An 11,649-nucleotide genomic window follows, 5' to 3' on the forward strand; every position below is an offset into this window, starting at 1 on the left:
CATGTCACAGACCCTCGCCGCTCTGCAAGAACGCTTCGACCCCGCCGCCGCACAAGGCATGCGGGAAGTCTTCCAGTTTCACTTCAGCGACGCCGACGACCACTACGTTGCGATCAACGACGGCACGCTGGACATTCAGCAGGGCGAGCACGACGACCCATCGGTCAGCCTGAGCATGAGCACAGATACGCTCAAAGGCATCATGACCGGCGACATCAATGGCATGACGGCCTTCATGACGGGCAAGCTCAAGGCCACCGGTAACATCATGCTGGCGACGAAGCTCACCGAGCTCTTCCCCAAGGGCTGAAAGACATCGCCGAGGCGCTCCCCCTGCACTTTCGATGGCTGCCGGAGCTCTTGCGTGGCCCGTTCCGGCACCGGCCAGCCTCGACCTTGCGGCCGGCTCGGCTCGGCAGGACGAGGAGCCTGCTCGAGGCAGGGGCGGTAGCGACCTGCCCCGCTATCTGCCATCGCGCACTTCGGCCAGATGGAGCTCGATCAGTTCCCGCGAAATCGAGTACAGCGGCGGTAACTGGGGCAGCTTTCGCGGAGAAAACCAGGCGGCATCCTGTATTTCGCGGCCATCGATGACGATACGACGACTCGCCGCCTCCACCAGGTAGCCGAGCATGAGCGAATGCGGGAACGGCCAGGCTTGGCTGCGAACATAGCGCAAGCGACCCAGCGTCAGCCCCACCTCTTCATGGACTTCTCTATGCAGCGCCTCCTCGGCCGACTCGCCCGGCTCGATGAAGCCTGCCAGCGTAGAGTAACGCCCCGGAGGAAAGCGCGGACTACGCGCCAGGAGAAGCGACTCGCCGTGGGTGACCAGGGTGATGATGCACGGCGAAATCCGTGGATAGTTGCGATGGCCGCAATTATTGCAGTGCATGGCAAACTCGTGGTCAAGCCGGTTCGCCGGCGAACCGCAACGACCGCAGAAGCGATGATTGAGGGCCCAGGCGCCAACCTGCAAGGCGGTCGACACCAGCGGAAACCAGCGCTCTGGCAGATGACTCAGCCAGGTGCGCCCATCGGGCCAGTCGTCTTGCGGCGACTCGACGAGTTCGAGCCCCACCGGCTCGTCGCCCCACCAGCACAACGCCTTGATGCCCTCACCCCACGCCCGGGGTTCGCTTAACGGTGTGCCATCGAGCCCTGGCGCAATACGCCCACTCGCCAAGGAAATGACGCGGCCACGACTCACTCCGATGGGAATCTCACGTCTCAGCATCATCACGCCTCGTTGCTGCGACCGGTGCCATACAGACGCTCGGGTAACGCATCCCAGACGCAGGTGCCGGCCTTCGCGCGCAGCCCATCGAGCTTGCCATGGTGAGCCGCGAGCTCGGCATCGGACAGACGAGAAACCCGTAGCTGCCCCGGCTCGAGTGCCAGGCGCCGCACGCTAAATTCTCCCGGGGCCTCGCTGGTCTTGCTGCCGGCGTCATCGCCGGCGTCCAGCGACAGGGCCGTCTGCCCACCGGTCATCGCCAGATAGACGTCGGCGAGTATCTCGGCATCGAGCAAGGCCCCGTGAAGCACCCGGTGACCGTTATCGATATCGTAGCGCTTGCACAGTGCATCCAGGCTGTTGCGCTGACCGGGGTGCATCCTACGGGCCATGACCAGGGTATCGAGCACCCCACAATGCTCTTTCACCGGCCCCAGGGGAGCGCCCTGCCGCGCGCCGTTCAGCCGGTTGGTCTCGTGGTCGATGAAGCCGACGTCGAAGGGGGCGTTATGGATCACCAACTCGGCGCCGCGAATAAAGTCCCAGAACGCATCGGCGATCTCGGCGAACACCGGCTCATTGGCCACCCGCTCATTGGTGATGCCATGAATGGAGATCGCCTCGGCTTCGATCTCCCGCTCGGGGTTGATGAACTGATGGTAGGTATTCCCGGTCAACCGCCGGTTGATCATCTCCACCGCACCGATCTCGATCAGGCGGTGGCCATCGCGAGTCTCGATGCCGGTGGTTTCGGTATCCAGTACGATCTGGCGCATCTCGGAGTCTCATTGGTCGGGTGGCGAGCAAGGCCTTGCTCGGGGAGAACTGCAAACGCGAAGCACGACTAGCCCGAGGCGCTCAGCCTTTCTCGAGCAAGTCGTCGATGGCTTCATTGACCAGGCGGTCGGCGGCTTCGTTCCCGGGGTGCCCGCTATGCCCCTTGACCCAATGCCACTCGACGTCATGACGTAAAGATTGCTCGTGTAGCGCGCGCCAAAGGTCGGCATTCTTCACCGGTTGTCTTGCCGCCGTCTTCCAACCGCGCTTGATCCAGCCGTGGATCCACTCGGTGATCCCTTTGCGCAGGTACTCGGAGTCCGTCCACAACGCCACACGGCACGGCCGCTTGAGCTCGCGCAAGGCCATGATGGCCGCAGTGAGTTCCATACGGTTATTGGTCGTCGACGCTTCGGCGCCCTTCAAGGCTTTCTCGTGAGGCCCGCTGGACATCAGCGCCCCCCAGCCACCCGGTCCAGGGTTACCACGGCAACCGCCGTCCGTATAAATGATCACTTGGGGGTCTGAGTTGACCTCTGTCACCGAGTCGTCACCTTGTGCTTGGCGTGAGCCTTGGGGTTGGGATCCAGCCGCGTCGCGCCGAGGCTGGATGTCCCCAGTGGCGTGCCAAACAGGGGCCGCTTGGTCTGGTGACATGCCAACTGGGAGCGACAGCGCGCCTGGATGATATAGCCGTCACCCAGCGGTAAGTTATGGCGCCGCCCGAGGGTTTCGAGCAATGCGTTGCGCGGCGCCATGCCGGGTAAATGGAAGCCGCAATAGTCTAACCGTTCGATCTCGAATTCCACAAACTCCAGCCAATCCTTCAACCGCCCGGCGGTGCGCCAATGGCCCTGGCCCGGCAGTCGCTGACGGTGCCCGGGGCCCAGTCGCATCATCCCTGCCGCGGAGACCGGCGACCAGCCGACGATGATCAACCGCCCTTGCGCAGCGGTGACCCGCGCGGCTTCCTGAAGCAGCTGGTGAGGGTTTTGCACCACCTCGAGCATATGGTGCAACACCACCAGGTCCAGCACCCCTGCCGGCAGCGGAAGGCTCTCCGACGGGCACACCAGGGTCGAGGAACTTTCCGCCAATTCGCGGGTCGGAGCCCAGCGCATCAAGTGTCGGATATGGCACATGTCGGCGACCAGCGGGTCACCCAGCGACATCTCCAGCCCGTGGGCCCCGAACCAGCGCTCCCCGAGTGGGCCAAGGCAGGCCCGTTCCGCGCGACGCATCGCCTGACCCGCATCGCTGGCCCAGAACTTCCGACCATGCCGCATCAAGCGGGCGAGTTGCATCGGTTCCGGCTCATTTGACATGGTGAGGCGTTCCCTCCAGAGTGTCGGATTTTGCGGGGCACTTTACCTATCACCTTCGAACAGACGGCGCCAGGCATTTTCGAGCAGACGACGCCAGTATTTTTCGAACTGACGGCGCCAGGCCGAGGCCACTATCGCCCAGACCAGACGCATCGAGGACTCTTTTGCCCATGTTGAGCGTGACACCGATCCCAGCCTTTAGCGACAACTATATCTGGCTGCTGCGCCAGGACTCGAGTCAAGAAGTCTGCGTCGTGGATCCGGGTGATGCGGCTCCGGTGATCGCGTATCTCGAGCGCGAGGGACTCACCCTCGGCGGCGTCTTGATCACCCATCACCATCATGACCACACCGGTGGCCTGGGTGAGCTGATTCAACGTTACGCGCCTCGCGTCATCGGCCCCGACAATCCCGAGATAGACGGCATCGACGAGCGCGTGTCCGATGGCGATGAGTTTCGCATCATGGGCCGGCTGTTCGAGGTCATCGCCGCCCCGGGGCACACGCTGGACCACATCGCCTTCTTTACTGCCGGGATCCCGCCGTTGCTGTTCAGTGGTGACGTGCTGTTCAGTGGTGGTTGCGGTCGCTTGTTCGAAGGGACTCCGCCCCAGATGTGCGCATCGCTGACCCGCCTCGATGCACTGCCCGACGATACCCTGGTATTCGCTGCACACGAATATACCCTGTCGAACCTCGCCTTCGCCAAGGCCGCGGACCCCGACAACGACGATGTGATCGCTGCCGCACGAGAGTGCGAGCGCGCCAGGGACCTGGACCGACCCACATTGCCTACCACGCTGGAGCGTGAGCGCCGCATCAACCCCTTCCTGCGTTGCGACGACGCCGGGGTACGGCGCGCCGCCGCGGCTCATGGGTCGACTGATAGCAAGGATGCCACCTTTGCAACGCTACGTGCCTGGAAGGACAACTTCTGACTTCGCACGCGGCGCCCTTTTCCCGTTATCCGTTTGATCGATGAGCGACCGGCGACAGGCTCGCCGGCCAGGAGACCCTAGTAAGCATGACTTTCCACACTGCCCGTAGACGACTACTCGGCGCCGCCAGTAGCCTGGCCCTGCTTGGGTCCTTGATGGCCGGCGCCTATACCAGCCAGGCTTCCACTCTGCCTGCCAACCACCTGCCCGGTGCCGGTTTTACCACCTCACAGGCACCTGGCTCACAAGCCCCGTCCGCCAGCCCCCACCAGAATCTGACGATGCACTTCTGGGATGCGCTGGAGCTCGAGCCCCAGGATGCCTGGACCAGCCTGCGGGCCGATTTCCAGTGGCGCGACGAGGTGGTCAATGCACGGGTTCAGGAGTGGATCGACTACTATCGGTCCAGTCCCGAAAACATCGCGGAGATCACCGAGCGCGCCCGTCCTTGGCTTGCCTGGATCACGCAGCAGGTCGAATCACGTGGCCTGCCGGGCGAAATCGCTCTGATTCCCTTCGTCGAAAGCTCGTTCGATCCCAAGGCGCGTAGCCACTTCGGCGCCGCCGGGCTATGGCAGATCATGCCCCGTACCGGCGATGCGCTTGGCCTCAAGCGTAACGGTGCCTGGGACGGTCGCAACGATGTCGTCGCCTCGACCCGCGCCGCGCTCGACTATATCGAGACCCAGGCCGATCAATGGTACGCAGGCGACCTGCAGCTATCGCTCGCCGCCTACAATGCCGGCGCCGGCACGGTCAACAACGCTCGCCGCGCCGCCAAGGCACGCGGGCTGACCGGCGACTACTGGGACCTGAACCTGCCGTCCGAGACCATGGCCTACGTGCCCAAGTTGATGGCCATCTCTCGGATCATCGACGACCCCGAGGCCTACGGCATCGTGCTGCCGGAAATCAGTGGCTCGGCGGCCTTCGCCAAGGTGTCTCTGACGTCGCCGATCAGCCTGAGCAAGGCGGCAACACTGGCAGGCACCACGACCGCCGAGCTTGCCGCGCTGAACCCTGGCCTGAAATCGTCGACCGCGGACCCGCGCCACACGCGCCAGCTGCTGGTTCCGTCGGCGAATGCCGCGACTCTTCGCTCTGAACTCGCCACCCTCGGGGCGATCAACGTCGCCAGCTCCGCCACCGCTGGCTCCATGCACACCGTGCAACGCGGCGACACCTTGTCGAAAATCGCCTCGTTGCACTCGGTCGCCGCCACCGATCTGGCGCGTTGGAACGGCATCGATAATCCTCAGGCTTTACAACCGGGTCAGCAACTGACACTTTCCGGTAGGTGAAGGCGGGCGCCACCCCGGCGCCCCGTAAGACAAGGACTTACCTTCGATGCGATGCCTGGCGACTGGCACCTGGCTGATACTGGGTGCCTTGCTCGCGGCCCCCGGGCAGGCCGCCGAGCCCTCCGAGGTGCCCACCGTGCATGCCCTCGCGCTGTATGGGGCGCCTGGCCTACCCGATGGCTACGACCATCTGCCGTATGCCAATCCCGAGGCCCCCAAGGGCGGCAGCTTGATTCGTGCGGCAGTCGGCAGCTACGACTCGACCAATCCGTTCATTGTTCGTGGCACGCCCGCCTCAGGCCTTACACTCGTCTACGATACCTTGCTCGAAGCCAACGCCGATGAACCGTTCACCATGTACGGTTTGCTTGCCGGCGGCATTCGCCTGGACCCCGATCGGCGCTGGGTCGAATTCGACCTGCGGCCCGCGGCACGCTTTCATGACGGCGAGCCGGTGGAAGCCAGCGACGTCGTCTTCAGCTTCGAGACCTTGACCCAAAAGGGCCAGCCTTTCTACGGCGCCTATTACAGCGATGTCACCTCGGTCACGGCCGTCGACCAGGACACGGTGCGCTTCGAGCTCGGCGAGAGCGAGTCGCGGGAGCTGCCATTGATCCTCGGCCAGATGCCGATTCTGCCCCAGCACTACTGGGCCGAGCGTGACTTCACTGCCGTGACACGCGATGCGCTACTCGGCTCCGGTCCCTATCGCATTGCCGAGGTCGACCCCGGACGCCGCATCGTCTATGAACGAGTCCCCGACTACTGGGGCAAGGACGTGCCGGTCAATCGAGGCCGGCATAACATCGATCGACTGGTATTCGACTACTACCGTGACCAGACCGTCGCGCTGGAGGCGTTCAAGGCCGGGAACCTGGATATGCGCATGGAAAACTCGGCCAGCAACTGGGCGACGGCCTACGATTTCCCGGCCCTCAACAACGGTTTCGTGACTCAGTTGACGGTGCCCGACGGCCAGCCCGCCGGGATGCAGGCCTATGTGATGAACCTGCGCCGAGCCAAGTTTCAGGACAGAAAGGTGCGGCAGGCGATCAACCTGGCCTTCGACTTCCCGTGGCTCAACAAGAACCTGTTCTACGGTGCCTACGAGCGCACCGACAGCTACTTCGAGAACTCCGAGATGGAGGCCACCGGCCTGCCCTCGGAAGCGGAACTGGCGCTGCTGGAACCGCACCGGGATGAACTCCCCGAGGCCGTCTTCAGCGAATCGTTACCGATGGCGACACCCGAGGCCATGAGGCCACGCCTGAGCGAAGCCCTCGCCCTGCTCAGGGACGCCGGTTACGAGGCTCGCGACGGCGCCATGATCAACACCGAGACAGGCGCCCCGCTCTCCGTCGAGATCCTGCTCTACAGCACCCAGTTCGAGCGCATTGCCCAGCCGCTGCTGCGCAACCTCAAGCGCCTCGGCATCGACGGCAACGTGCGCACCGTAGACGTCAACCAGTACCTCAACCGGTTGCGTAGCTTCGACTTCGATATCGTCGTCGGCAGCTTTCCCCAATCGGCCAACCCCGGCAATGAGCAGCGCGATTTCTGGGGCAGCGAATACGCCGACCAACCGCAGAGCCGCAACCTGATCGGCCTGGCAGACCCCACCATCGATGACCTGGTCGATCGGCTGATCGCCGCCGATTCACGCGTGGCGCTCGATACGGCCGCCCAGGCCCTGGACCGGGTGCTGCGCTGGGGCTTCTACGTGATTCCGCAGTTCCATCTCAGTGCGCATCGTATCGCCCTGTGGGACAAGTTCGCCTGGCAGGAGCCGTTTCCGCGGTACACCCTCGACCTGGAAGCGTGGTGGGTCGACCCCGACCGTGGCGCCGACATCGAGAGTCGTCAGCGTAGTCGCTAAGCCATGCCGGGCACGACGCGAATCGCTGCCAGATAGTCGCTAGGCGCGACGCCGGGAAGCCGGCGTCGTCTTCGTTCCCGCCGTAACCAAGGATCGCCCGTGGCCGCTTACGTCCTGCGCCGCCTGCTGCTGATGATACCGACCCTGTTCGGGATCATGCTGCTCAACTTTCTCATCGTTCAGGCCGCTCCGGGCGGACCGATCGACCAGATTCTGGCGCGCTTCGAGGGGCTCTCCAGCGAAAGCAGTACCCGCCTGCAGGGCGGCGGCGGTGATACGGTACAAGGTGGTGAGTCTCGCGGTAGCCGCGGCGTGCCCGAACAGTTCATCCGCCAACTGGAGGTCCAGTTCGGCTTCGACAAGCCGGCCCCGGAGCGTTTCCTGGACATGATGGTGGACTACGCGACCTTCGACTTCGGCGAGAGCTTCTTCCGCGGTGAGAAGGTCACCACGCTGATGCTCGACCGACTGCCGGTGTCGATTTCGCTGGGACTGTGGACCACGCTGCTGGTGTATCTGGTCTCGATTCCCTTGGGCATACGCAAGGCCCTTCATCACGGCTCGCGTTTCGATGTCTGGACCTCGGGGCTGGTGATCGTCGGCTACGCCATACCCGGCTTTCTGTTTGCCATCCTGCTGATCGTGCTATTTGCCGGCGGCAGCTACTGGGACCTGTTCCCCTTGCGCGGGCTGACGTCGCCGGACTTCGCCGATCTCTCCAACTGGGGCAAGGTAAAGGACTATCTGTGGCACATCGTGCTGCCCGTCACGGCGTCTGCCATCGGCAGCTTTGCCACCCTGACCATGCTGACCAAGAACAGCTTCCTCGATGAAGTGCATCGTCAGTACGTGCTCACGGCGAGAGCCAAGGGCGCCAGCGACCGCCGCGTCCTCTACGGCCATGTGTTCCGCAACGCCATGCTGATCATCATCGCCGGCCTGCCCTCGGCGTTGATCGGCATCTTCTTTACCGGTTCACTGCTGATCGAGGTGATCTTCTCGCTCAATGGACTTGGTCTGCTCGGCTTCGAAGCGGTAATGCAGCGCGACTACCCGGTCATCTTCGGCACTCTGTATCTGTACACCCTGATCGGGCTGGTACTGAAACTCGTCTCCGACCTGACCTATGTCTGGGTCGACCCCCGCATCGATTTTGACACTCGGGAGTCCTGAGCATGCGCGCCCCGTTCGCCTCCCTGTCCCCCATCACCCGTCGTCGGCTACGAGGCTTCCGCCAGCACCGTCGTGCCTGGTGGTCCTTGTGGGTATTTGCCTTCCTCTTTGTCATCAGTCTCGGCGCCGAGCTGGTCGCCAACGACCGTCCACTACTGGTCAACTACCAGGGGCAATGGTACTTCCCGGTAGTGGCGGACTACCCCGACACCCAGTTCGGTGGGTTCTTGCCTACACCCGCCGACTACCGTGACGACTTCACTCGGGAAGCCATAGAGGCCGATGGCTGGATGCTCTGGGCTCCGATCGCGTTCTCCTACGACACCCTGGACATGGCCCTGACCCACCCGGCACCGTCGCCCCCGGACGCGACCCATTGGCTGGGGACCGATGACCAGGGACGCGACGTGCTCGCCCGCGTCATCTACGGCTTCAGGTTATCGGTGGTCTTCGCCTTGATTCTGACGGCGGGATCGCTGGTCCTGGGAGTGGTCGCCGGGGGTGTCCAGGGCTATTTCGGTGGCCGCGTCGATCTTATCGGCCAGCGTTTCACCGAAATCTGGTCGGGCTTGCCGGTGCTGTTCCTGCTGATCATCCTGGCAAGCCTGGTCGAGCCGAATCTATGGTGGTTGCTGGGCATCATGCTGCTGTTCTCCTGGCTCGGGCTGGTCGACATCGTACGCGCCGAATTCCTGCGTGCCCGGAACCTTGAATACGTCCGAGCGGCCAAGGCCATGGGCTTGCCCTCGCGGCTGATCATGTGGCGCCACGTATTGCCCAATGCCATGGTCGCAACCCTCACCTTCGTGCCCTTCCTGTTCACCGGGGCGATCACGACCCTGACCGCGCTCGACTTTCTCGGCTTCGGTTTGCCGCCCGGTTCGCCATCGCTTGGTGAACTGGTCGCCCAGGGCAAGAACAACCTGCAGGCCCCCTGGCTCGGGATTACCGCCTTCGTCACGCTGGCCACCATGCTGTCGCTGCTTGTCTTCATCGGCGAGGGAGTACGCGATGCCTTCGACCCCCGCCATGTACAACACCCTGAGCCGTCCGATCGCGCCACGCCGACCACAGGATCTTCCGCTCATGACCACTGAGCCGCTGTTCTCCCTGGACGAACTGTCCATCGCCTTCGATGGCGTCACCGTCGTCGATCGCCTGTCACTCAGCGTGTCCCCCGGTGAAACCTTGGCACTGGTCGGCGAGTCCGGGTCCGGCAAGTCGGTGTCGGCGCTGGGCGCCTTGAACTTGCTACCGCGCAATGCGCGCATCAGCGGCGGACGCCGCCTGGACGGCACCGATCTTTCCACACTCGCCCCGAGGCAGTGGCAACACCTGCTCGGACGACGCGTCGGCTTCGTCTTCCAGGAGCCCATGACGTCGCTCAACCCACTTCACCGCATCGGCCGCCAGATCGCCGAAACCCTGCGTCTGCACCAGGGACTGAGCGGCAAACATGCCCGCCGGCGCTGCCAGGAACTGCTTGAACAAGTCCAGCTACCGCGCGCCAACGAACTGCTGGACGCCTGGCCTCATCAGCTCTCGGGCGGCCAGCGTCAGCGCGTCATCATCGCCATGGCGATCGCCAATCGGCCCCAGCTACTGATCGCCGACGAACCCACCACGGCCCTGGATGTCACCGTGCAACAGGACATTCTCGCTCTCTTGGCAAGCCTCAGAGACGAGAACGGCATGGGCATGCTGTTCATTACCCATGATTTGAATCTGGTCCGACGCCACGCCGATCGCGTGTGCGTCATGCGTCATGGTGAAGTGCAGGAAAGCGGCACGGTCAAGGAAGTGTTCAATGCCCCGCGTAGCGCTCATGCCCGAGAGTTGCTGGCCGCGGAGCCCGCCGGGAAGCCGTCGGCCAGGGCGAGTCAACGCCGCTTGCTCGAGACCCGCGGCCTGGCGGTGGCCTTTCAGCGCCCGAAACGGCTCTTTCGCCGCCGACCACCGGCCTTCGAGGCAGTCGCGCCACTGGATCTGCATGTCGGTGAGGGCGAAACCCTGGGCATCGTTGGCGAATCCGGTTCCGGCAAGACGACTCTCGCCTTGGCCCTGCTACGCCTGACAGCGAGCCGTGGAGAGATCGACTTCGACAACGAACGACTGGATCTGCTCGCCGGCGATGCCCTGCGCCGTCGGCGCAGACAGCTTCAGGTCGTCTTCCAGGACCCCTACGGCTCGCTGTCACCACGCCTGCCGGTGGCCGACATCGTCAGCGAGGGGCTCCGCTTCCATCATCCGAACCTCGGTGCCGACGAAGTGGCTCGGCGAGTGCGCGACACTCTGAGGGAAGTCGGCTTGCCGGAGGATGTCAGCGAGCGCTATCCCCATGAGTTTTCCGGCGGGCAGCGTCAGCGGATCGCGGTGGCACGGGCCATCATCCTCGAACCGAAGCTGATCGTGCTCGACGAACCGACCTCGGCGCTGGATCGCACGGTGCAAAAACAGCTCGTCACCCTGCTGCGAGATCTGCAGGCACGCCGCGGCCTGAGCTATCTTTTCATCAGCCATGATCTGGCGGTGGTACGTGCGATGGCGCATCGCATCATGGTGCTCAAGGACGGACGAGTGGTCGAGCAAGGCGACTGTGATGCCGTGCTTAGCGCCCCCTCCAGTGACTATACTCGTGCCTTGGTAAACGCTTCGGGCTTGTGTGCGCCTGCGATGGACGAATGACAATATTAGATGTCTGGCGTTTCGTTGTGCGTTGTGGATGTTGGATAGTACAGCAGGTAACGGTATAACCCCGGGCGCCTGTGATGGATACGCGACAGGGAGTACCGAGTCTAGCGGTGCGCCATCACCGCCTCCCCGGCGCCACTGCCCCTGGTATTGTTCCCCACGTCGTTGCTCCTGATGCCGCCTCGCCACCCGAGACCATTCAACCGGTCGTGACGGGCCCAGCGACTTGGAGGGTGGCAGATCGTTCGAAGTAGCCCGTGCCATATCGGCTCAACGCCTATCGTTTGAGCACATTAGCGTTGACTCAGTCTGCCGAAATCGTCCCCCTATG

General features: G+C 63.6%; 11 protein-coding genes. 7 read left to right on the plus strand and 4 right to left on the minus strand.

Features of this window, described 5'->3' with window-relative positions; genetic code table 11:
* Position 1 precedes the first annotated feature (1 nt).
* On the plus strand, positions 2 to 310 hold the full coding sequence (locus tag ACUN9Y_RS19895; protein ID WP_445462478.1) for an SCP2 sterol-binding domain-containing protein: 309 nt from the start codon (positions 2 to 4) through the stop codon (positions 308 to 310).
* Between the two features lie 153 nt (positions 311 to 463).
* Here the strand turns inward: ACUN9Y_RS19895 and nudC are convergent, their stop codons facing one another.
* The 4 genes from nudC to ACUN9Y_RS19915 all read right to left on the minus strand — a co-directional run bounded on the left by nudC (position 464) and on the right by ACUN9Y_RS19915 (position 3,339).
* Entirely contained in the window at positions 464 to 1,237 is a 774-nt protein-coding gene (gene nudC, locus ACUN9Y_RS19900; protein WP_445462522.1) for an NAD(+) diphosphatase, read from the minus strand.
* 2 nt (positions 1,238 to 1,239) lie between these two features.
* Entirely contained in the window at positions 1,240 to 2,013 is a 774-nt protein-coding gene (gene dnaQ / locus ACUN9Y_RS19905) for a DNA polymerase III subunit epsilon (RefSeq protein WP_445462479.1), read from the minus strand.
* An 82-nt stretch (positions 2,014 to 2,095) separates the two neighbouring features.
* A complete protein-coding gene (gene rnhA, locus ACUN9Y_RS19910; RefSeq protein ID WP_445462480.1) occupies positions 2,096 to 2,557 on the minus strand; it encodes a ribonuclease HI in 462 nt (153 codons plus the stop codon).
* Positions 2,554 to 3,339, minus strand: a complete 786-nt coding sequence (locus ACUN9Y_RS19915) for a class I SAM-dependent methyltransferase (RefSeq protein ID WP_445462481.1) — start codon at positions 3,337 to 3,339, stop codon at positions 2,554 to 2,556. Before ACUN9Y_RS19915 ends, rnhA begins: the two co-directional genes overlap by 4 nt.
* 170 nt (positions 3,340 to 3,509) lie before the next feature.
* Here ACUN9Y_RS19915 and gloB point away from each other — a divergent pair, with 170 nt between their 5' ends.
* The 6 genes from gloB (at position 3,510) to ACUN9Y_RS19945 (ending at position 11,312) form a co-directional block, all read left to right on the plus strand.
* Complete coding sequence (gene gloB, locus ACUN9Y_RS19920) at positions 3,510 to 4,277, plus strand: hydroxyacylglutathione hydrolase (protein WP_445462482.1); 768 nt, start codon at positions 3,510 to 3,512, stop codon at positions 4,275 to 4,277.
* Between the two features lie 86 nt (positions 4,278 to 4,363).
* The gene (locus ACUN9Y_RS19925) at positions 4,364 to 5,578 is read left to right on the plus strand and encodes a transglycosylase SLT domain-containing protein (protein ID WP_445462483.1); all 1,215 of its coding nucleotides are present in this window, start codon (positions 4,364 to 4,366) and stop codon (positions 5,576 to 5,578) included.
* A gap of 46 nt (positions 5,579 to 5,624) precedes the next feature.
* Entirely contained in the window at positions 5,625 to 7,454 is a 1,830-nt protein-coding gene (locus tag ACUN9Y_RS19930; protein WP_445462484.1) for an extracellular solute-binding protein, read from the plus strand.
* Positions 7,455 to 7,553: 99 nt separating this feature from the next.
* The gene (locus ACUN9Y_RS19935) at positions 7,554 to 8,627 is read left to right on the plus strand and encodes a microcin C ABC transporter permease YejB (protein WP_445462485.1); all 1,074 of its coding nucleotides are present in this window, start codon (positions 7,554 to 7,556) and stop codon (positions 8,625 to 8,627) included.
* A 2-nt stretch (positions 8,628 to 8,629) separates the two neighbouring features.
* A complete protein-coding gene (locus ACUN9Y_RS19940; RefSeq protein ID WP_445462486.1) occupies positions 8,630 to 9,724 on the plus strand; it encodes an ABC transporter permease in 1,095 nt (364 codons plus the stop codon).
* Positions 9,714 to 11,312, plus strand: a complete 1,599-nt coding sequence (locus ACUN9Y_RS19945; protein ID WP_445462487.1) for an ABC transporter ATP-binding protein — start codon at positions 9,714 to 9,716, stop codon at positions 11,310 to 11,312. The genes ACUN9Y_RS19940 and ACUN9Y_RS19945 overlap by 11 nt, the downstream gene beginning before the upstream one ends.
* The last annotated feature ends 337 nt before the right edge of the window (positions 11,313 to 11,649 follow it).

The organism is Halomonas sp. V046 (assembly GCF_052645355.1).

What these genes read in the sequence shown, in the direction of transcription:
- ACUN9Y_RS19895 (WP_445462478.1), top strand. Translation starts at nt 2, where the DNA reads ATGTCACAGACCCTCGCCGCTCTGCAAGAACGCTTCGACCCCGCCGCC.
- ACUN9Y_RS19940 (WP_445462486.1), top strand. Translation starts at nt 8,630, where the DNA reads ATGCGCGCCCCGTTCGCCTCCCTGTCCCCCATCACCCGTCGTCGGCTA.
- gloB (WP_445462482.1), top strand. Translation starts at nt 3,510, where the DNA reads ATGTTGAGCGTGACACCGATCCCAGCCTTTAGCGACAACTATATCTGG.
- dnaQ (WP_445462479.1), bottom strand. Translation starts at nt 2,013, where the DNA reads ATGCGCCAGATCGTACTGGATACCGAAACCACCGGCATCGAGACTCGC.
- ACUN9Y_RS19915 (WP_445462481.1), bottom strand. Translation starts at nt 3,339, where the DNA reads ATGTCAAATGAGCCGGAACCGATGCAACTCGCCCGCTTGATGCGGCAT.
- nudC (WP_445462522.1), bottom strand. Translation starts at nt 1,237, where the DNA reads ATGCTGAGACGTGAGATTCCCATCGGAGTGAGTCGTGGCCGCGTCATT.
- ACUN9Y_RS19925 (WP_445462483.1), top strand. Translation starts at nt 4,364, where the DNA reads ATGACTTTCCACACTGCCCGTAGACGACTACTCGGCGCCGCCAGTAGC.
- ACUN9Y_RS19945 (WP_445462487.1), top strand. Translation starts at nt 9,714, where the DNA reads ATGACCACTGAGCCGCTGTTCTCCCTGGACGAACTGTCCATCGCCTTC.
- ACUN9Y_RS19930 (WP_445462484.1), top strand. Translation starts at nt 5,625, where the DNA reads ATGCGATGCCTGGCGACTGGCACCTGGCTGATACTGGGTGCCTTGCTC.